21 protein-coding genes are annotated in these 20,941 nt (G+C 64.4%); 11 read left to right on the plus strand and 10 right to left on the minus strand.

Going from position 1 to position 20,941, the window contains the following annotated elements; all coding sequences use genetic code 11:
* Nucleotides 1-5: 5 nt before the first annotated feature.
* From CCC_RS11350 to CCC_RS11395, 10 genes are all read right to left on the minus strand, one after another.
* Nucleotides 6-683 (minus strand): TetR/AcrR family transcriptional regulator, encoded by a 678-nt coding sequence (locus CCC_RS11350; RefSeq protein ID WP_009865557.1) that lies wholly within the window; start codon nt 681-683, stop codon nt 6-8.
* A gap of 69 nt (nt 684-752) precedes the next feature.
* Nucleotides 753-1,526, minus strand: coding sequence for an SDR family NAD(P)-dependent oxidoreductase (locus CCC_RS11355; RefSeq protein WP_201773302.1), 774 nt, complete (start codon nt 1,524-1,526; stop codon nt 753-755).
* Nucleotides 1,523-2,707: an acyl-CoA dehydrogenase family protein gene (locus CCC_RS11360; RefSeq protein WP_041041331.1), complete on the minus strand. Its 1,185-nt coding sequence runs from the start codon at nt 2,705-2,707 to the stop codon at nt 1,523-1,525. Before CCC_RS11360 ends, CCC_RS11355 begins: the two co-directional genes overlap by 4 nt.
* A gap of 17 nt (nt 2,708-2,724) precedes the next feature.
* The gene (locus tag CCC_RS11365; protein ID WP_041041333.1) at nt 2,725-3,543 is read right to left on the minus strand and encodes an enoyl-CoA hydratase family protein; all 819 of its coding nucleotides are present in this window, start codon (nt 3,541-3,543) and stop codon (nt 2,725-2,727) included.
* Nucleotides 3,544-3,581: 38 nt separating this feature from the next.
* Nucleotides 3,582-4,328 (minus strand): SDR family NAD(P)-dependent oxidoreductase, encoded by a 747-nt coding sequence (locus tag CCC_RS11370; protein WP_041041491.1) that lies wholly within the window; start codon nt 4,326-4,328, stop codon nt 3,582-3,584.
* A gap of 23 nt (nt 4,329-4,351) precedes the next feature.
* On the minus strand, nt 4,352-5,119 hold the full coding sequence (locus CCC_RS11375) for an enoyl-CoA hydratase/isomerase family protein (RefSeq protein ID WP_009867742.1): 768 nt from the start codon (nt 5,117-5,119) through the stop codon (nt 4,352-4,354).
* Between the two features lie 225 nt (nt 5,120-5,344).
* Entirely contained in the window at nt 5,345-6,289 is a 945-nt protein-coding gene (locus CCC_RS11380; RefSeq protein ID WP_052473110.1) for an alpha/beta hydrolase, read from the minus strand.
* A gap of 88 nt (nt 6,290-6,377) precedes the next feature.
* Complete coding sequence (locus CCC_RS11385; protein ID WP_009867744.1) at nt 6,378-7,574, minus strand: 3-oxoadipyl-CoA thiolase; 1,197 nt, start codon at nt 7,572-7,574, stop codon at nt 6,378-6,380.
* Nucleotides 7,575-7,577: 3 nt separating this feature from the next.
* Entirely contained in the window at nt 7,578-9,098 is a 1,521-nt protein-coding gene (locus CCC_RS11390; protein ID WP_041041336.1) for a 3-hydroxyacyl-CoA dehydrogenase, read from the minus strand.
* 2 nt (nt 9,099-9,100) lie between these two features.
* Complete coding sequence (locus CCC_RS11395) at nt 9,101-9,871, minus strand: enoyl-CoA hydratase (protein WP_009867746.1); 771 nt, start codon at nt 9,869-9,871, stop codon at nt 9,101-9,103.
* A gap of 133 nt (nt 9,872-10,004) precedes the next feature.
* Between CCC_RS11395 and CCC_RS11400 the strand changes: the two genes are divergently transcribed.
* From CCC_RS11400 to CCC_RS11450, 11 genes are all read left to right on the plus strand, one after another.
* Complete coding sequence (locus tag CCC_RS11400; RefSeq protein WP_009867747.1) at nt 10,005-10,787, plus strand: IclR family transcriptional regulator; 783 nt, start codon at nt 10,005-10,007, stop codon at nt 10,785-10,787.
* 36 nt (nt 10,788-10,823) lie between these two features.
* Nucleotides 10,824-11,975, plus strand: coding sequence for an acyl-CoA dehydrogenase family protein (locus tag CCC_RS11405; RefSeq protein ID WP_009867748.1), 1,152 nt, complete (start codon nt 10,824-10,826; stop codon nt 11,973-11,975).
* Entirely contained in the window at nt 11,975-13,528 is a 1,554-nt protein-coding gene (locus CCC_RS11410; protein WP_041041338.1) for a class I adenylate-forming enzyme family protein, read from the plus strand. Before CCC_RS11405 ends, CCC_RS11410 begins: the two co-directional genes overlap by 1 nt.
* A 22-nt stretch (nt 13,529-13,550) precedes the next feature.
* Complete coding sequence (locus tag CCC_RS11415) at nt 13,551-14,717, plus strand: ABC transporter substrate-binding protein (RefSeq protein ID WP_009867108.1); 1,167 nt, start codon at nt 13,551-13,553, stop codon at nt 14,715-14,717.
* Between the two features lie 141 nt (nt 14,718-14,858).
* Complete coding sequence (locus CCC_RS11420; protein ID WP_041041340.1) at nt 14,859-15,734, plus strand: branched-chain amino acid ABC transporter permease; 876 nt, start codon at nt 14,859-14,861, stop codon at nt 15,732-15,734.
* 2 nt (nt 15,735-15,736) lie between these two features.
* Nucleotides 15,737-16,690, plus strand: a complete 954-nt coding sequence (locus tag CCC_RS11425) for a branched-chain amino acid ABC transporter permease (protein ID WP_041041341.1) — start codon at nt 15,737-15,739, stop codon at nt 16,688-16,690.
* Entirely contained in the window at nt 16,680-17,396 is a 717-nt protein-coding gene (locus CCC_RS11430; protein WP_201773303.1) for an ABC transporter ATP-binding protein, read from the plus strand. Before CCC_RS11425 ends, CCC_RS11430 begins: the two co-directional genes overlap by 11 nt.
* On the plus strand, nt 17,380-18,108 hold the full coding sequence (locus tag CCC_RS11435; RefSeq protein WP_009868203.1) for an ABC transporter ATP-binding protein: 729 nt from the start codon (nt 17,380-17,382) through the stop codon (nt 18,106-18,108). The genes CCC_RS11430 and CCC_RS11435 overlap by 17 nt, the downstream gene beginning before the upstream one ends.
* Nucleotides 18,098-18,529, plus strand: coding sequence for a PaaI family thioesterase (locus CCC_RS11440; RefSeq protein WP_041041343.1), 432 nt, complete (start codon nt 18,098-18,100; stop codon nt 18,527-18,529). Before CCC_RS11435 ends, CCC_RS11440 begins: the two co-directional genes overlap by 11 nt.
* Nucleotides 18,526-19,512, plus strand: coding sequence for an NAD(P)H-dependent flavin oxidoreductase (locus CCC_RS11445; protein WP_009868201.1), 987 nt, complete (start codon nt 18,526-18,528; stop codon nt 19,510-19,512). The genes CCC_RS11440 and CCC_RS11445 overlap by 4 nt, the downstream gene beginning before the upstream one ends.
* The gene (locus CCC_RS11450) at nt 19,509-20,918 is read left to right on the plus strand and encodes a hypothetical protein (protein WP_041041345.1); all 1,410 of its coding nucleotides are present in this window, start codon (nt 19,509-19,511) and stop codon (nt 20,916-20,918) included. The genes CCC_RS11445 and CCC_RS11450 overlap by 4 nt, the downstream gene beginning before the upstream one ends.
* Nucleotides 20,919-20,941 lie beyond the last annotated feature (23 nt).

The raw sequence follows: 20,941 nt of genomic DNA on the forward strand, positions 1-20,941 counted from the left end.
GTGCGTCAACAGATCGTGGTGGTGGAGAGCGCCTCCCACTGACGCCGTCCCTTCGGCGTCAGAAGTGCCTGGGCGAAGAAGTCCAGCCCCTCGGCAATGTATTGCTCCAGGTCGCACAACTCTTTGAGGCGCCAGTGCTTCAAGGCCCAGCTATGGGCGAAGGTCACCAGCTGGTAAGTCACCAGTTCCACATTGACGTCGCGCATCAGCCCGGCCTTGATGCAGTTTGCAAGACAGGCCGCGATCATGCCGTTGGTCTCGATCTCGCAATCCTTGATCAACTGGCGGCGATCATCGGGCAGCGACTTGGTGGAGCGGTAGGCCAGCACCGTCGCTTCGCGCCGCTGGTCCACCACCCGGCAATAGGCCCGGATGGCGGCGACAAAGCGCTCCAGCGGGTCGGAAAGGCCTTCCAGCGCGGCCGGGATTTCCTGCTTATAGGATTCCAGAACCGACAGGAGAGCGAGCAGCAGCACGTCTTCCTTGTCGGTGACATATTGGTAGATCAGCCCGGCCGAGACCCCCGCCTTCTTGGCCACATCCTGAATGGTGGTGCGGTAGAACCCCTGGTGGGAGAACAACTCCACCGCCGAGGCGATGATCTGGCCGCGCCGCTTGGCAACCAGGGCCTCGTCGCTGACCTGGGCCTTGACGTCATGAACCGTGCCCGGCTTGCTGTCCATTCCGTGTTTTGCCCCAATTGGAAGATTTCCGAAAACCGGACTACTCCGGCGCGGAGGGTCCGTCAACCTCTACATCAATTCCCCACCCGCGACAGCGATGCTCTGGCCGGTGATGGAGCTTGACCCCGGCAGGCACAGCCAGGCCACCGCCTCGGCCACTTCTTCCGGCTTGATCAGGCGCTTTTGCGGATTGGAGGCCACCAGACCGGCCAAGGCCTCTTCCCGGCTCCGTCCGGTCTTGGCGACGATATTGCTGATGGTTTCCTCGACGATATCGGTTTCGGTATAGCCGGGACAGACGGCATTGACCGTCACCGGCTTGGATGCCAGTTCCACCGCCAGGGCCCGCGTCAGGCCGATCAGCCCATGCTTGGCGGCGCAATAGGCAGCGCAATAGGCCAGACCGGTCAGCCCGGCGGTGGACGCCACATTGACCACCCTGCCCCAACCGGATTCCAGCATCTGGGGAAGCGCCGCCTGTGTGCTCAAGAACGCCCCCGTCAGATCGGTGCGCAGGATGTCGTCCCACAAGGACAGATCGGTCTTGGCGAAGGGCGCCGCCTTGGCGATCCCGGCATTGTTGACCAGGATGGTGATGGGGCCTTGGGCCTGGGCCGCCAGGGCAAAGCCGTTCTGAATGGCCGAAGCATCGGTCACGTCCATGGCCACGGCATGACAGCCCATGGCGGCGGCGGCCCCTTCCAAGCGCCCCTTGTCGCGCCCGGTGATGGTGACGGCGGCGCCCAGGCTCAGCAATTGCCGCGCGATGGCGGCGCCGATGCCGCGCCCGCCGCCGGTAACGAGAGCATGGCGGCCAGCAAGCGGCTTCGCCTCGCCCATCATAGGGGCAGCCCCTCATAGACCTTGGAGGCGATGACCAGCTTTTGAATCTCGCTGGTGCCTTCATAGATGCGCAGCGCGCGAATCTCGCGGTAGAGCTGCTCCACCGCCATGCCGCTGATCACGCCCAGGCCGCCCCAGATCTGCACCGCCTGATCGATGACCATCTGGGCCTGTTCGGTGGCCCACAGCTTGGCCATGGAGGCCTCGCGGGTCACGCGTCCACCCTTGGTGTCCTTGACCCAGGCCGAGCGGTAGATCAGCAGCGCCGAGGTATCGATGGCCACCGCCATGTCGGCGATCTTGGCCTGGATCAATTGGAAGTCGGCGAGGCGCGAGCCGAAGGCCTTGCGCTTGACCGAGCGCGACACCGCCTCGTCCATGGCGCGGCGCGCGAAGCCCAGGGCGGCGGCGCCCACCGTGGTGCGGAACACGTCCAGCACGCTCATGGCCACCTTGAAGCCGTCACCCGGCTTGCCCAGCATGGCCGAGGCGGGCACCCGCATGTTGTCAAAGCGTAACGACCCCAGGGGATGGGGCGCGATGACATCGATTCGCTCCGACACCGAAAGTCCGGGAGTCTTTGCGTCAACCACGAATGCAGCGAGTCCCTTGGCGCCTTCCTCGTCGCCCATGCGGGCGAAGACGGTATAGAAGTCGGCCAGCCCGGCATTGGAGATCCAGGTCTTGGCGCCGTTGATCACATAATGGTCGCCATCCCTGACCGCCTTGGTGGTCATGGCCCCCACATCGGAACCGGCATCGGCTTCGGAAATGGCGAAGGCGGCGATCATCTCGCCCGTTCCCACCTTGGGCAGATAGCGGGCCTTTTGTTCCTCATTTCCGAACAAGGTGATGGCGGCGCTACCCAAGCCCTGCATGGCGAAGGCGAAATCGGCAAGACCGGCGTGGCGGGCCAGGATCTCGCGGCCCAGGCACAAGGCCCGAACGTCGAAATCCTTAGCCCGCCCGCCATAAGCGGCCGGAATTGCGGCCTTAAGGAACCCCGCCTGTCCCAAAGCCGTTACCAGGCGTCGGGCGGTCTGGTCCATGGCGGGGCCGTGCGCCTCGTCCTCGGGACACACCCCTGGGAGGATGGTGTCGGCCCAGTCCTCTAACGACCGCGCAAAGGCGCGGTGGGACTCGTCGAGAAAGGGCCAGTCGAGGAACGTGGCGTCACTCATGGTTCTTTTCCTTAACCTTAATTACCCTCGAAAATCGGCGCCTGCTTGGCGGCGAATGCCACGTAAGCGCGCTCGAAGTCCTTGGTCTGCATGCAAATGGCCTGGGCCTGAGCCTCGGCCTCGATGCACTCGCCCAGGCCGTGGTTCCATTCCTGCCACAGCATCTTCTTGGTCATGGCGTGACCGAAGGTGGGGCCGTTGGCCAGGGAATGCGCCAGCTTGTTGGCGGCGTCCAGCAGTTCTTCCGGAGCATGGAGCGAGTTGTAATAGCCGACCCGCTCGGATTCCTCGCCGCCCATGGCGCGGCCAGTGTAGAGCAGCTCAGCCGCCCGCGACAGGCCGATCAGGCGGGGCAGCAAGGTGCAGGCGCCCATATCGGCACCGGCCAGACCAACGCGCACGAACAGGAAGGCCACCTTGGAGCGCGCCGTGCCCAGACGGATATCGGCGGCGCAGCCCAGCATGGTGCCAGCACCGGCACAGATGCCGTCGATGGCGGCGATGATCGGCTGGGGCGCATTGCGCATGGCGCGCACCGCGTCGCCGGTCATGCGGGTGAATTCAAGGAGTTCGGGCATGTCCATCTTGGTCAGCGGACCGATGATCTCGTGCACGTCGCCGCCCGAGCAGAAATTGCCGCCCGAGCCGGTGACGATCACCGCCTTGACGTCGTCGGCATAGACCATATTCTCAAACAGATCGCGAAGTTCACCATAAGAATCAAATGTTAACGGGTTTTTCCTATCAGGACGGTTGAGGGTGAGAGTCGCCACCTTGCCATCAACCTTCCAGTCGAAATGAGTGGCCTTGTACTCGGCTGCCTTGAACTTGCGCATGGGATTGTCCTCTTTCGTGACGTTGGGAACGCGGGCTCTTAGCCCACCATGGTGATGCCGCCGTTGACCGACAGAACCTGGCCGGTGATGTAGTCGGCGCGGTTGGATGCCATGAAGACGATGGAATCGGCCACTTCCTGCGGTTGGCCGAAGCGGCGCATGGGAATGACCTTGAGGAAGGCCTCCAGGAACTTTTCCGGCTCGGACTTCAACAGCGGCGTGTCGGTGGGGCCGGGGCAGATGGCGTTGACGTTGATGTTGTAGCGGGCACCCTCGCGGGCCAGGGCCTTGGAGAAGGAAATCAGCCCGCCCTTGGCCGCCGAATAGACGCTTTCGCCCAAGCTTCCCACCCGCCCGGCATCGGAGGCCACATTGACGATCTTGCCGGTCTTCTTCTCGATCATCAGGGGGAAGAAGGCGCGGATCAACTCGATGGGGCCGGTGAGATTGAGGCTCATGACCTTGGCGATGAAGGCGTCGTCGTTATCAACGAAGGGCTGGATATGCCCCCAGCCCGCCACGTTGCACAGGATGTCGAGGCGGCCGCGGGTGGCCAGAACATGCTCCTTGACACGCGCGATATTAGCCTTGTCGGTGACGTCGAGGCGCACGAATTCGGCCTTGAGGCCCTTGGCCTTCAGCTCGGTCGCAGCCTTCTCGCCCGCTTCCACGTTGATATCGGCGATCAGCACATCGGCGCCCAGTTCGGCCATGGACTTCACGGTGCAATAGCCGATGCCCGACGCACCGCCGGTGATCAGGGCGACTTTATCCTCGAACTTCATTTCCTTGGCTCCTTCGATGGAAATCACTTGGACAGGAAGGCCTCGACCCGGTGGCGGGTCTCGGGCTCGTGCAACAGCAGGTCACGGGTGGCGGTGAGTTCTTCCTCGTAGCCGTCGCGCGACGGGTCGAGGGAAGCCTCGATACAGGATTTGGACGCCGCCACGGCGGCGCGCGGCAGCGTGGCCAGGCGGTCGGCCAGATTGGCGGCCTTGTCGGCCAGTTCGGCGCGCGGTGCCGACCAATGGACGATGCCCAGGGCGGCGGCGCTTTGGCCGTCCAGGATTTCGGCCCCCAGGATCAGGCGCTTGGCGATGGCCGGGCCGCACAGCCGGGTCAGGCGCTGCGTCCCCCCCGCCCCTGGGATCAGGCCCAGATTGACCTCGGGCAGGGCCAGCTTGGCCTCATTGGCCGCCATGCGGAAGTCACAGGCCAGGGCCAGTTCCAGCCCGCCACCCATGGCCGCGCCGCCCACCTCGGCCACGGTGGCCAGGGCTAAGGTTTCGATGCGCTTCAAGACGTTCTGAAGGTCACGGACAAAGGCGATCTGAGTATCCACCAGATCGGGGTTGGCCAGATTCTCGCGCATCTCGGACAGATCGGCCCCCGCGCAGAACGCCTTTTGCTCGGAGCGCAGATGCAGAACGCGGATGGTCTTATCCGCCTCCACCACATCCATGGCCCCATGCAAGTCCTTGATCAGGGCACGCGACAGGGCGTTCACAGGCGGGCTGGCCAGGGTCACCACGAAGACGGCACCCCGTCGGGCGGTATTGAGCACGGAGAAGGACATTCACGCCTCGAACTGACTGAGCATTCAATCTGACTGAATGTTCATTCATTCTGATGTGGGAGTCAAGGGCGATTGAATGACCGTTCAACTCCATCATGATCGCTACTTCATATCGGAAGACGGATGGGCACGGACGCCGCTTCGTGGCCACGGATAAGCACGGATGAATACTCATCCGCGTGCGGTGCAAAGCCCCGCATCCGTGTCCATCCGTGTCTCAAAAACTCAGGCTTGAACGGACCGCCAAGCCCCGCAAACCTCCGCCAAGGCTTGCCTGCCCGAGGCGACATAGCCCGCCAGTCCCAGGCAGCCGTGGATGGAGCCTTCCAGGCGCACATGGCGCACAGGAACCCCCGCCCCTATAAGGGCCTGGGCATAGGCGTCCCCTTCATCCACAAGGGGGTCGAAGCCGCATGTCAGCACCAAGGCCGGAGCCAACCCGCCATGGGAGGCGGCGCGCAAGGGCGATGCGTCGGGCTCTAGCACCGGTCCCTCATGCCCAACGAAATATTGTTGGGTAAACCACTCGATATCGCCCTGGGTCAGGAGATAGCCGTCAGCCAGCCGCGTGCGGGAGGGAAAATCTCCCTTCTGGTCCACCGCCGGATAAATCAGCATCTGAAGCGCCAGAGGAATATTCAGATCGCGGGCATGCAGGGCCACCACCGCGGACAAGGTGCCGCCAGCGCTGTCGCCAGCCACGCCCAACGTCCAGCCCGCATACTCTGCCGCCGCCCATTTGAGCGCGGCGATACCGTCTTGAATGGCTGCGGGATAGGGATGTTCCGGCCCCAGGCGATAATGTAGCGCCACCACCACGGAGCCGCTTTCGGCTGCCAGGGCGCGGCAATGGGGATCGTGGGTCTCCAGATCGCCCACCACAAAGCCGCCGCCATGGAAATACAGCAACATCGCCTTGGCCTTGGGGCCGCCCTGAGGCTGATAGCGCCGGGCGGGAATTCCCGCGATGGTGATGTCCTCGGCCTCCACCCCATGCGGAGCAGGTGGGTTCGACCGCGAAAGCCGCAACGCGAACTCCGTCCGCGCCCCAACCGGCCCCAGTTCATACAATTTCGGAAGCTTCAGTTCGGCGACCTTGGCCAGAATGAACTCCAAATCGGCATCAAGCCGCCCCGGCGTGCCCAGGGAAAAGAAACCGGTTTCAAGCATGGGCTCACTCCTTGGGCGCGGAACAAATAACGAGGGCGGCGGATTGTTGCCTGATCCGCCGCCCTTCGTCGACTGAATCCGAGGAGGACTAAACTCTTTCGATCACAGCGGCCAGGCCATGGCCGACGCCGATGCACAAGCTGACCACGGCGTAACGCCCGCCGGTCCGCTGCAACTGCCGCGCCGCGGTCAGTGCCAACCGCGCACCGGAACAACCCAGCGGATGGCCGATGGCGATGGCGCCGCCATTGGGATTGAGGCGCGAATCATCGGCGGCCACGCCCAGTTGGGTGACACAGCCCAGCACCTGCACGGCAAAGGCCTCGTTGATCTCGATGAGGTCGAGATCCTTGAGGGAAAGTTTGGCCCGCGCCAGGGCCTTGGTGATGGCCGGAACCGGCCCCAACCCCATGACGCGCGGGGCAACACCGGCCGCCGCACCGGCAATGATCCGGGCGATGGGCTTCACCCCCGCCTTTTCTCCCGCCGCGCGCGAGCCGATGAACAAGGCGCAGGCGCCGTCATTGATGCCCGACGCATTCCCGGCGGTCACCACGCCGCCCTCGAACAAAGGCTTCAGCTTGGCCAAAGCGGCCAGATCGCTTTGGGGGCGCGGATGTTCGTCTTCGCTCACCACGGTGTCGCCCTTGCGGCCCGCTATGGTGATGGGGTGGATCTCGCCTTCGTAGAAGCCCTCCGCCTTGGCGCGGGCATATTTGGCCTGGGAAGCGGCGGCGAAGGAATCCGAGGCCTCGCGGGTCAGGCCCAGATCATGGGCGATGTTGTCGGCGGTCTCGGGCATGGAATGGCTGCCGAATTGCTTCACCACCTTGGGGTTGGCGAAGCGCGCCCCGATGGTGGTGTCGAAGATCTTGGCGTCGCGCGACCAGGCGCTATCGCCCTTGGCCAGAACGAAGGGCGCGCGGGTCATGCTCTCCACCCCGCCCGCCAGATACAGATCCCCTTCGCCGCAGGTGATGGAACGCGCCGCGTCCAGGACGGCGGCCAGGCCCGAGGCGCACAGACGGTTGACGGTCTGGCCCGCCACCTCGACGGGCAGACCGGCCAGCAAAGCGGCGTGGCGCGCCACGTTGCGGCTGTCCTCGCCCGCCTGATTGGTGCAGCCGAGGATGACGTCCTCGATATCCTCGGGCTTGAAGGCGGAACGGGCCACCAGGGCGCGGATCACCTCGGCGGCCAGATCGTCGGGCCTGACGGGGGCAAGGCCTCCGGCATGACGGCCGATGGGAGAGCGCAGTCCGTCGTAAAGGTAAGCGTCGAGCATGGATCAGGACTCCGAGGTCAACAGGGAAACACCCAACAGGGCGCGGCGCTTCAGCCACAGGCTGGCGCGATAGCGGGGATCGCCGGTGATGGCCAGCAAGGTGTCGAGAATGGCGACCACCTTGGCCGCGCCGATGCGGTCGCCCCAGGACAGCGGCCCGGCGGGATAGCCGAGACCCAGCGTCACCGCCTTGTCGATGTCTTCCGGCGTGGCGATGCGCTGCTGGGCGATGTCACAGCCGATATTGACGATGGTCGCCACCACGCGCTGGGCCACCAGACCGGGACTGTCGCAGATCACCGAAACCGCCACCCCGTCGGCGGCCAGCAAACCATGGGCACCATCGCGGATCTCAGGCTCAGTCACCGGATTGGTCATTAAGGTGCGATGGCCTTCCAGCCCGAACAGGGGATCGATGGCAACAGCACGGGTCGCATCAAGCCCCAGGCGCACCACGGCCGTAGTGCAATCCTCGCCCAGAACCGGAACCAGGCACAGGGCCTCCTTGGTGGGCTTCTTGCCCTTTTCCAGCTTGACGCCAAGGCTGGTTACCAAAGCGGAAACGGCCAGCGATCCTTCGCCCGGCGCCACCCAGACCGGCCCGGCCCAGGCGGTGGGAATGGCGGGCGCGGGCGGCGCCACCTGCTTGTCGCCCTCATAAGCGTAGAAGCCCCGGCCCGTCTTGCGGCCCAGCAGCCCGGCCACCAGACGGCTCCGGGTGATGGGCGACGGGCGGAAGCGCGGTTCCTGGTAATACTGGTCGTAAATGCTTTCCATCACCGGATGGGAAACGTCCAGCGCGGTGAGGTCGAGCAGTTCGAAGGGCCCCATGCGGAAACCGGCGGCACCTTTGAGGATACGGTCGGCGGTGAACACATCCGTCACCCCCTCCCCCACCAGTTTCAGCGCCTCGGTGCCATAACCCCGTCCGGCGTGATTAACCACGAAACCGGGGGTGTCCTTGGCCTTGACCGGCGTGTGGCCCATGCGCCGCGCTAAGGTGATCAGCGCCTCGACCACCCAAGGCGCGGTCATGACACCATCGATGACCTCGACGACCTTCATCAGTGGAACGGGATTGAAGAAATGAAAGCCCCCCACCCGCTCCGGATGCTTGCAGGCGGCGGCGATGGAGGTCACCGACAGCGACGAGGTATTGCTGGCGATCAGGCAGTCGGAGGAAACGATCGCTTCCAGATCCTTCATCAGGGCCTGCTTGACCTTGATGTCCTCGACGATGGCCTCCACCACCACATGGGCGGGCGCCAGATCGGCGAGGCTTTCGCCTAGCTTGAGCCGCGCTGTGGCGCTCGCACAGGCCTCGGGCGTCAGCTTGCCCTTCTCGGCCAGTTTGGCCAGCATGGCGGCGACCGCATCACGGGCCTTGGCGGCGGCGCCGGGCTGCGCGTCAACCAGGATGACCGTGACACCGGACATCACGGCGATCTGGGCGATACCGCGCCCCATTGTGCCGGTCCCCACGAGTCCAAGAATCAGATCGGAACGATTGGCGTCGAGGCTCATGGTCATTTTCCCTCATAAGCAGGCTTGCGCTTCTCGATGAAGGCCTTCATGCCTTCCTTCTGGTCGCGGCTGGCGAATAGCAGTTGGAACGCCTTACGCTCCAGCATCAAGGCGGTATCGAGCGAGGCATCCTGACCCGCCAGCAGCACTTCCTTGATCTGGGCGATGGCCACGGGCGGCATGCGCGAGATGGTCTTGGCGATCTCCAAAGCCTTGTCCAGAACCTGCTCATCGGGGACCACCAGACTGGCAAGGCCCATCTGACCGGCCTCCACACCGCTGATGGCCTGGCCGGTCATCACCATCAGCATGGCCTTGAACTTGCCCACGGCCCGCGTCAGGCGCTGGGTGCCGCCCGCGCCGGGCATGATGCCCACCTTGACCTCGGGCTGGGAGAAGCTGGCGTTTTCGCCCGCCACGATGATGTCGGCATGCATGACCAGTTCACAGCCGCCGCCCCAGGCATAACCGTTCACGGCGGCAATCACCGGCTTTGGGCAATTGGCGATAGCCCGCCACAGCAGGTGGTTGTTCCTCTGCATCAGTTCGATGGCGCCCACCTCGGCCATGTCCTTGATATCGGCCCCGGCGGCGAAAGCCTCCTGGTTGCCCGTCATGACGATGGCCCGCACCGAGGGGTCCGCACCCAGCGCCGTCATGTGCTCGGCCAACTGACGGCGGACCTCGCCGTTAAGGGCGTTCTTGGCCTCGGGCCGGTTGATTCGCAGCAACACCACGGAATCAAAGGGTTTTTCCAACAGCACTTCCGTCATGGCGTCCCTCAGTTTCGCTGTGCGAAATTCAATTTCACATTTTGTTGACGCCAGAGCCTAAGTCGTGATTTGGTCCCTTGGCAAACAAAATCATACCCCCCGGTCACAACGGCGGGGTCCGGGAGATGAAGCCTTGAGCGAATCCGAGGAAACGCAGGATCGGCAATTCGTGGTGGCGCTGTCGCGTGGCCTCGATGTGCTGCGCTGCTTCCGCGCGGGCGACGCCATGCTGGGCAACCAGGAGATCGCGGCGCGCACCGGCCTTCCCAAGCCCACCGTGTCGCGGCTGACCTATACGCTGACCAAGCTGGGCTACCTCACCTATATCGACCGTTACGCCAAATACCAGTTGGGCACCGCTGTGCTGTCGCTCGGCTATACCGCCCTGGCCGGGATGGATATCCGCCATGTGGCGCGGCCGCTGATGCAGGAACTGGCCGATTATTCCGATGTGGCAGTGTCTCTGGGCAGTGGCGATCAGACCAGCATGATCTACATCGAATCCTGTCGGGGTAAAGGGGCGCTGACCATCCGCCTGGCCGTGGGTTCGCGCATTCCCGTGGCCACCACCGCCATGGGGCGCGCCTATCTGGCGGGGCTGGCCGAGACGGAGCGCACCCCCATCCTCGACGAGGTGCGAAAGCGCCACCCCGACGACTGGCCACGCATCAAGTCGGGCCTGGAGCGAGCCTTGCGCGAATACGCGGCGCGCGGCTTCACCATGTCGGTGGGCGACTGGCAGTCGGATGTTCACGCCGTGGGCGTGGCGCTGACCAACCCCGCCACCGGCGTTGTGATGGCGCTGAACTGCGGCGGCGCGGCCTTCCTGCTGCCGCGCGAACGCCTGGAAGACGACCTCGGCCCCCGCCTGGTGGCGGTGGCGCGCAAGATCGAGGCGGCGCTGGGACGCCGCTAGACCCCTCATCCATTTTGAAGACGGGACGAGACCCACATGATCCGTGACCAGGAAATCCTCAATCAGTTGCTCGACACCATTTCGCGCTTCGTGCGCGAACGTCTGGTCCCCAACGAGGAACGCATCGCCGAAGACGACGCCATTCCGCCCGAAATCGTCGCCGAGATGAAGGAATTGGGCCTGTTCGGCCTGTCCATCCCCGAGGAATACGGCGGGCTGGGCCTGACCATGGAAGAAGAAGTGCTGTGCGCCTTCGAGATCGGCCAGACCAGCCCGGCCTTCCGCTCCATCTTCGGCACCAATAACGGCATCGGCTCGCAAGGAATCATCATCGACGGCACCGAAGAGCAGAAGCGCAAATACCTGCCCCGTCTGGCCACCGGCGAGCTGATCGCCTCCTTCGCCCTGACCGAGCCCAATGCCGGGTCCGATGCCGCCTCTCTTCGCACCACGGCGCGCAAGGACGGCGATCATTACATCGTCAACGGCACCAAGCGCTTCATCACCAATGCGCCGGAGGCCTCCATCTTCACCCTGATGGCTCGCACCAACCCTGAGAACAAGGGCGCGGGCGGCATCTCGGCCTTCATCGTCGAGGCCGATTCCCCCGGCCTAAGCTTGGGCAAGATCGACAAGAAGATGGGCCAGAAGGGTGCTCATACCTGCGACGTGATCTTCGAGGATGTGCGCGTGCCCGCCGCCAACATCATCGGTGGCGTCGAAGGCCAGGGCTTCAAGACCGCGATGAAGGTTCTGGACCGTGGGCGCCTGCATATCTCGGCCACCTGCGTCGGCGTCTCCGAGCGCCTGATCAGGGACAGCGTCAAATACGCCGCCGAGCGCGTCCAATTCGGCAAGCCCATCGGCGAGTTCCAGCTGGTCCAGGCCATGCTCGCCGATTCCAAGACCGAAGCCTATGCGGCGCGCTGCATGGTGCTGGACGCGGCGCGCAAGAAGGACCAAGGCATCAACGTCTCCACCGAGGCCGCCTGCTGCAAGATGTTCGCCTCCGAAGCCGTGGGCCGCATCGCCGACCGCGCCGTGCAGGTTCATGGCGGCGCGGGCTACATCGCCGATTACGGCATCGAGCGCTTCTATCGCGATGTCCGCCTGTTCCGCATCTACGAGGGCACCACCCAGATTCAGCAACTGGTCATCGCGCGCAATATGCTGAAGGACATCGCCTGATGCGGCCAATCGCCGACATCCTGGCCGATCTGCCGCCGCGCCTGTCCCAATTGGTCCGCCAGTGGGAACGCCGATCGCCCCAGGCCCCCGCCATGATCCAAGGGGAAACCCGCTGGAGCTACGCCCAGTTAGGCAAGGCCATGGACGAGGCCGGGGCGCTGCTGAAAGGCCTGGAGGTCCGTCCTGGCGACCGGCTGATGCTGGTGGGCGAGAACTGCCTGTTGCTGGTGGCCATGATCTTAGCGGCGGGCGAGCTTGACGCCTGGGCGGCGATTATCAATGCCCGGCTCTCGGAACGCGAGATCGACACCATCCGTGACCATTGCGGCGCGCGACGGGTGATCTACACCACCGAGGTCTCTGCCGAAGCCACTGTCCATGCCAGACGGCACGGGGCGCAATTGCGCGCCACCCCCCTGCTGGGCAGCTTCGCCGTGGGACCGCTCAACCACGATTGTGGTTCGGAAGAAGTCGAACCCGGCAATGGGCAAGTGGCGGCGCTGATCTACACTTCGGGCACCACCGGCACGCCCAAGGGCGTCATGCTCACCCACCGCAACATCATGTTCATCGGCGCGGTGTCGGGGGGATTGCGCGATATGGGCCCCGGCGACGTGGCCTATGGCGTGCTGCCCATGTCCCATGTGTTCGGGCTGGCGTCGGTGCTGGTGGGAACCCTTTACGGCGGAGCCTGCCTGCATGTGGCGCCGCGCTTTGCCCCCGCCCAGGTGTTGGCCGATCTGAAAGCCGGCCTCACCATGTGGAACGGCGTGCCCGCCATGTTCGCCAAGTTTCTGGAACATATCCGCCTCACCGGGGCCAAGGTCGAGGCCCCCGCACTTCGTTTCCTGTCGGCGGGCGGCTCGCCGCTCGACCCCGCCATCAAGGCGGAGACCGAAGCCGTGTTCGGTCAGGTGTTGAACAACGGCTATGGCCTCACCGAATCGGCGCCGACCATCTGCCAGACAAGGCTTGATGCGCCCCGCACAGATTGCTCGGTGGGCCATGCCCTGCCCGGCGTCGAGGTGCGCATCGTCGGCGAAGGCGGCAAGGATGTGCCCAAAGGCGAAGTGGGCGAATTGTGGAGCCGCGGCCCTGGCACCATGAAAGGCTATTACCGCGCCCCCGCCATGACCGCAGAGGTGATAAACTCCGACGGCTGGCTCAATACCGGCGATTTCGCCCGCCAAGACGCCGACGGAGCCCTGTTCATCGTGGGACGCGCCAAGGAACTGATCATCCGCTCGGGCTTCAATGTCTACCCCGCCGAGGTGGAAGCGGTGTTCAACGCCCATCCCCTGGTCACCCATTCCGCCGTGGTCGGCCGCCCCGCCGCCGACGGCAACGAGGAGGTGGTGGCCTTCGTCCAGGTGGCGCCGGGCACCGATCTTGCGGCCCAAACCCTTCTGGACTGGGCGGCGCAACGCCTTGCGCCCTACAAGCGCCCCGGCGAAGTGGTGGTGGTCGATCATCTGCCCGCAGGCGCCACCGGGAAGATCCTGAAAAACCGCCTTGCCGAGGCGGCAAGAAACCACAGCTACGACACATTATAAAAGTTGGGAGGACTTAAAGATCATGTCCAAAAGCAAGCTTTGTGTTTCAGCCCTGGCCCTGTCCCTGATGCTGGGCTTCGCCCCGGCCCATGCCGCCGAATTCAAGATCGGCGCCGAGATTCCGCTGTCGGGCAATCTGGCCCGCGTCGGCACCGCCATGAACGAGGGCATCCAGGTGGCCGCCGAGATGTTCAACAAGAAGAGCGGCAAGCACAGTGTGAAAATCATCACCATGGATGACGAATCCTCGCCCGCCAAGGCGGTGGGGGCCGTGGAGAAGCTGGCCGCCGACGGCGTGGTGGCCTATACCGGCGGCTACGGCTCCAACATTATCGGCCCGGCCTCCGAAGCCGCCGAGAAGCTGGGCAAGGTCTATGTGACCTCGGGCGGTGTCGCCTCGGAACTGACCAAGCGCAACTTGAAGACCTTCTTTCGCATCAACAGTTCGGAAGGCTATGCCCGCGCCTTGATGGGCATGTTCAACAAGCAAGGCGTCAAGTCGGTGGCGGTGGTCTATTCCACCAAGGAAGCCACCGAGGAAGTGGCCAAGATGCTGCAATCGGGCCTCGGACCCCAGGGCGTCAAGGTCACAATGCATGCGTTTGATCCGGCCACCAACGATTTCAAGCCCATCATCCACAAGATCAAGCTGCAGGACCGTCCCGACGCCATCGCCATGATCGGCTACGAGAACGACTATGTGGGCATCTTGCGCGCCGCCAAGGTGTTGAAGCCCGACATCAAGACCATCGCGGGCGTGTGGTCCCTGGCCACCGCCAAAATGGCCGCCGAATTTCCTGATCTGATGGAGAACGTCTCGGGCACCTCGACGCTCTCCTATCCGGCCGAGTTCACCACGCCCGAAGCCAAGGAATTCGCCGAGACCTATCAGAAGATGTTCAACAAGGCCCCCGATTACCTGGGAATCTTCGGCTATGTGCAGTCCAAGCTGCTGTTCGAGGCGGTGGCGCGCGCCGCCGATACCGGAACCGTGGACAAGGGCGGCATCGCCACCGAGATGCGCAAGACCCTTTCCGACACGGTGATCGGCAAGGTGCGCTTCGACGAATCCGGCGACAATCCCGAATTCACCCACCGCATGGGCCAGCATCAGGCGGGCAAGGTGGTGCTGGTCTGGCCCAGTGATGCCGCCACCGGCACCATGAAGTACCCGGCCGTGCCGTGGTGAGGTCAGCCTCAAGCGTCACCCCGGACGAGCAACGCGAGATCCGGGGCCCAGGGGGGACGACTCCTGGGCCCCGGATAGCGCTCCGCGCTTCCGGTGTGACGAAAATCAGAGTCTTTCTCCTCTGCCCCAGGGTCCAAGTCCATGCTTGAACTAACCCTTCAATCCCTGTTTTCCGGCGTGCTGTCGGGAGCCTATTACGCTCTGATCGCCCTGGGTCTTGCCCTGGTGTTCGGCACCATGCGGGTCATCAACCTCGCCCATGGCGAACTGGTCTTGCTGGGCGCCTATATCAGCTATACCGCCGAGGAAAAACTGGGCCTCGATCCCCTGGCCTCCCTGCCCCTGGCCCTGGCCGTGGTGGTGGGAACCGCCATCCTGGTCTATTATCTGGTCAGCCTGATCAAGACGGATCGCGAGCTCAATTCGCTGATCCTGACCTTCGGCATCGGGGTGATCCTCACCAATGGGGTGCTGATGATCTGGTCGGCGGATATCCATTCCGCCACCACGCCCTGGTATCACGACGCCACTATTTTGTTCGAGACCCTGTTCGCCATGCAGGCCGAGCTGGTCTTTGCCGGGATCGGCATCCTTCTGGTGGGCGCGGTGTGGTGGTGGCTGGAAAAAAGCTGGTATGGCAGGGCGTTACGCGCCGTAGCGTCGAACCGCGACGCCGCCAAGCTGATGGGTGTCAACCCGCAATTGACGGAGATTCTGTCCTTCGCCGTGTCGGGCCTGCTGGCCACGGTGGCGGGGGTGGCCATCTACACCGCCAAGGTGATTCAGCCCGCCATGGGCCATCACCTGACGGTCAAGGCCTTCATCATCACCGTGCTGGCAGGCATGGGTTCGGTGCCCGGCGTGCTGCTGGGCGCGGTATTGCTGGGCGTGGTGGAAAGCCTCACCGTCACCCTGGCGTCCTCGGCGCTGCAGGAACTGGCGGGCATGGTGCTGTTCCTGGTGGTGCTGCTGTTGATGCCGTCCGGCCTGTTTGGCCGTGCCAAGCGGCGGGGGTAGGCATGAACGACAAGATCAAGATCGCCCTCTTCCTGGTACTCGCCTATATCGCCGTTCCCCTGGCCCTGGGCTCCAACGCCTATGTCATCGGATTGATCGTCGCGGCGCTGACCATCGGCGGCATCGCGGTGGCCTGGGCTCTGCTGGGCAATCTGGGCGGCATGGTGAGCTTTGGCCACGCCGCCTTTTTCGGCGTGGGCGCCTATGTCTCTGCCCTGCTGACGCTGAAAGGAGGCTGGCCGGTCTTTCCGTCCATGCTGATGGCGGGAATCGGCGCGGCCATCGCCTCGGTGGCGACCATGCCAGCGCTGCGGTTGCGCGGCCCCTATTTCGCCCTGGCCATCCTGGCCTATGCGGAAATCTTCCGCATCCTGGCCACCGAGGCCAAGCCCATCACCGGCGGCGCGGCCGGATTGCTGTCCATTCCCCGCCTGCCCATTGTTCTGGGCCTGGATTTCGGCTCCAAGTTGGGTGGCTATTTCGTCATTCTCACCATCGTGGCAGCCTCCATGGCGGTCTACCACCTGATCCGCAGCTCCACTTACGGCCTGGCACTGAAAGCCATGCACGACAGCGAGGACGCGACACGGGTGGTGGGCGTCAATTCCACTCTACTCAAGGCCTGGATGCTGGCGGTCTCGGCCTTCATCACCGGCGTGGTGGGCGCCTTCAACGCCCATTACATCAACTTCCTTGAACCCGATTACGCCTTTGCCGGGCAGTGGACGACCCTGGCCATCGTCTCGGCCATCTTCGGCGGCTACCGCACGGTGACCGGTCCGCTGCTGGGCGCGCTGGTGGTCTATCTGGTGGATCAGCTGGCCTTCAAGCCCATCCTGCCCCAGGGCCACCAGATCGTGCTCGGCGTGCTGCTGGGCGCCATGATCCTGTTCAGCCCTGGCGGGTTGATGCCCCTGCTGCTCGCTAAAAAGAAGGGACCGGCCCATGCTGCTTGAGCTTGACGGCATCACCGTGGCCTTCGGCGGCCTGACCGCCGTGGGAGATGTGACCTTTTCCATGGCCAAGGGCGACGTGCTGGGTCTGGTCGGCCCCAACGGAGCGGGCAAGACCACCTTGTTCAACGCGGTCTCGGGGCTGGTGCGCCCCACCCGCGGCACGGCCCGCTTTAACGGCCATGATCTGGTGTCCATGCCCATCCACGCCCGTGCCCGCGCCGGGATCGGCCGCGCCTTCCAGGTGCCCCAGCCCATGCACGAGTTGACGGTGCGCGAAAACCTGATGGTGGCGTCGCGTTTTGCCACGGGGCGCGTCGATAAGGAGCGCATCGAGGAGATCCTCGACCTCCTGAAGCTGGGCCACAAGGCGGAGTCCGACGCGGCCACCTCGCTGGCGCTCACCGAGCAGAAGGCCCTGGAAGTGGGCAAGGCCTTGGCCACCAACCCAAAGCTGCTGATGCTGGACGAGGTGCTGGCGGGCCTTGAGACGGCGGGCAAGCGGGCCTTCATGCATACCCTGGCCGAGGTGAAACAGCGCTACGGCATCGCCCTTTTGATCATCGAGCACGATATCGAGACCATCACCCGCCTGTGTCCCCGCGTGGTGGTGCTGAACTTCGGCCGACTGATCGCCGAGGGCAGCCCCGACCTTGTGTTCAACGACCCCGAAGTCATCAGGAGCTACACCGGTGGCGAAGCTGCTTGAGATCGAAGATTTACGGGCCGGATACGGCTCCATCAACGTGTTGTGGGACCTGTCGCTCACCATCGAGGAAGGCAAGCTTACCTGCATCCTCGGCCCCAATGGCGGCGGCAAGACCACCCTGTTGCGCGCCATCATGGGACTGGTGAAAACCGGAGCGGGCCGCGTCCTCTATCAAGGCGCCGACCGCACCAATGCCGCCACCTGGGACATGGTGGCCGACGGTATCGCCATGATCCCCGAAGGCCGCATGGTGTTCCGCGACATGAGTGTGGCCGACAATCTGATGATGGGCGCCTTCCCCAAGAAATGCCGCAAGAACGCGGCGCGCAATCTGAAGATGGCCTATGACATGTTCCCAAGGCTCTACGAGCGCCGCGACCAATTGGCCGGAGCGCTGTCGGGCGGCGAGGCCCAGATGCTGGCCATGGGGCGCGGCCTGATGGAGGAGCCGAAACTCATCCTTGTGGACGAGCCCTCGCTGGGCCTCGCCCCCGTGGTGGTGGACGAGGTGATGGGCATCCTCGACCGCCTGCGGCATGAAGGCCTGACCATCGTCCTGGTGGAGCAGAACACCAACAAGGCCCTGAAGATCGCCGACCATGTCTATCTGGTCAGAGGCGGAAAAGTGGTCTTGTCCGAAACGGCAAGTTCAGTGGATCTCGGCCATCTTCACGACCTCTATTTCGCCAGGGACACCCTGAATGAGCAATAACTTGCTGGACGGCGAGCCCAAATCGGGCTTTCAGGAATTGCTGGACTACCACCTTACCGAATGGTCCGAGGACCGCGCCGTGCTGGAACTGACCATATCGCCGAAACACTGCAACCGGGCCGGTCTGGTCCATGGCGGCGTGCTGGCCACCCTGATCGACACCTCCTGCGGCTTTTCCGCCACCTTCTGCCCCCATCCGGGAAGGGTGCGCCGTGTTGTCACCTTGCAGCTGACAACCAGCTTCACCGGCCAGGTCCGCCACGGCACGCTTCGCGCCATCGCCCACAAGAAGGCGGGCGGTAGCCGCATCGTCTTTTGCGCGTCCGAGGTCTTCGACGAGAACGGCAAGCTGATCGCCATGGGCGAAGGTACCTTCCGCTACCGCACGGGCAGCGAAACGCCGCATGGGGTGGCACTGTGACCCCCCTCTTCCAGACCCGCGTCACCGAGCTGTTCGGCATTCGCCTGCCGGTGCTGGCGGGCGGGCTGCAATGGCTGGCCACGCCCGACTATGTGGCGGCGGCGGCACATGCGGGGATTTGCGGCTTCATCACGGCGGCCAGTTATGAGGACACCGCCGACCTCAAATCCGCCATCCGCAGATGCCGCGAGCTTTCCGACGGCAAGCCCTTCGGCGTCAATGTCTCCATGCTGCCCAAACTGGTCCAGGGCGAACGCACCCAAGCGGTCTTCGACCTGATTGTCGAAGAGAGCGTGCCCTTCGTCGAAACGTCGGGCCGCAATCCCGCCTCCTACCTCCCCGCCCTCAAGGCGGCGGGCATCAAGGTGGTGCACAAGGTGCCTGCGGTAAAATACGCGCTCAAGGCCGAGGCCGAGGGCGTCGACGCCGTGGCCGTGGTGGGCGCCGAATGCGGCGGCCATCCCGGCATGGACATGGTGGGCACCTTTGTTCAGGCCAATGTGGCGGCGGCCAAGCTTTCCATCCCCTTGCTGGTGGGCGGCGGCATCGGCACCGGCGCCCATCTGGTGGCCGCCCTGGCCTTGGGCGCCGATGGCGTGGTGGTGGGCACCCGCTTTCTGGTGGCTGAGGAGATCTGGGCCCATGCCGACTACAAGCAGCGCCTGATCGAGGCCGACGAGACCGAGACCACCTTGATCCTGTCCTCGCTTCGCAATACGGCGCGGGTGTTGCGCAACGAAGCCACCGCCACGGTGCAGGCCCTGGAGAACCAGGGCGCCGGGATCGAGGCGCTGATGCCCCATATTTCCGGCAAGGTGGGACGTGAGGCCTATCTCAGCGGCGATTGGACCAAGGCCGCCCTGTCCGTTGGCCAGTCGGTAGCCTTCGCCGACCGCATCGAGCCCCTGGCCGCCATCGTCGCCCGTTTCGAGGACGAGGCGCGCGCTGCCCTGGCCCGGCTGAAAAGGTTGGCGGCGCCATGACCGACGGCCGCCCCTCCGCCCTTTTACTGCTGGGCATGATCGCCTGCGTGCTGGGCGATGTGATCGTTCCGGCAGAGTTTATGCGTCTGGGCGCGCGGGTGCTGTTGGTGGCCTTTCTGACGGCGGAATGGCGGGGCATGGCCGTCAATGCCAAGGTGATGATCGGCTTGGCCTTGGGCCTGACCATGGGGGCCGCCGTAACCGGTGTCGCCGAGCCCGGACGGGTCATCGCCGCCTCGCTTGATACCGGCGCCTTCTTCGCCACCTTCTTCGCCAACCAGTTTTTCCTGCGCGAAGCCGCGCGGACATCGCCCCTGGTCAGCCGCTGTTCCACCTTTTTCGTCACCCAGCCTCCGGGGCGGCGCTATGCCCTGCTGACGCTGGGCGGCTATCTGTTCGGCATCATCCTCAATATCGGGGTGCTGAGCCTCCTTGGCATCATGATCAAGCAGCGCAACTCGCTGGAGGCGGCGGGCGGCAATGAGGAGATCAGGGATATCCGCGAGCGCCGCATGATTCTGGCTCTGCTGCGCGGTTTTTCCATCACGCCGCTCGCCTCGCCGCTGTCCATCTCGCTGGCGGTGCTGCTGACGGCGCTCCCCAGCCTTCATTGGAGTACCATGCTGCCGCTTGGCATGGCGACGGGGGGGATCGTGCTTGGCCTGGGCTGGCTGCAGGACCGCATCCAGGCACCTGCCCATCTTCGCCATCTGGTGCCCCCAACCGAGCCCACCCGCGACCTCAGAGCCCTGGGCGGCGTGACGGGATTGGTGCTGCTGGTGTTCTTCATGGCGCTGATTTTCGAGTGGCTGCTGGGCGTGCCCTTGAGCCGGGCCATGCTGGTTTCCACCCCGTTGGTGGGCCTGGGCTGGCTGGCGCGGCAATATCTGGAGGGCGGCATCGTCAAGGGCTGCGCCGAAACCGGCCGCCGGGTGGTGGTCCAGGCGGGGGCCACCTTCCCCGCCTATCGCACCGAGATCGCCATTTTGTCCTCGGCTGGCTTCATCGGTACCTTGTTCTCCGCCATGATCCCGCCCGAAACCTTAGGGGCGCTCATCGCCTCGCCCCTTTTGCCCGCCGCCATTCTGCCCGCCCTGGCCATCCTGGCGGTGGCGGGACCGGCGCTGATCGGCATCAATCCCATCGTTTCCGTCACCATCATCGCCTCGGCGCTGAGCGCGGCGCCGTCGCTGCCGCTATCGACCGAATCCCTGGCGCTCGGCCTGATCGCAGGCTGGTGCCTGGCCATCAATTCCTCGGCCATGACCGCTTCGGCCATGTTGCTGGGCGAATTGGTGGGCAAGCCGTCGAGGGCCATCGTGCTGGGCTGGAACGGTGCCTTCACCCTGGCGGTCTTTTCGGTGCTGTGCCTGTGGCTGACCCTTCTGTCGCGTTTGACACAATGAGTAATGGCGAGATTCGGGAGGAA

Origin of the sequence: Paramagnetospirillum magnetotacticum MS-1, assembly GCF_000829825.1 — a bacterium.
In the GTDB taxonomy this organism is placed as follows: Bacteria; Pseudomonadota; Alphaproteobacteria; order Rhodospirillales; family Magnetospirillaceae; genus Phaeospirillum; species Phaeospirillum magnetotacticum.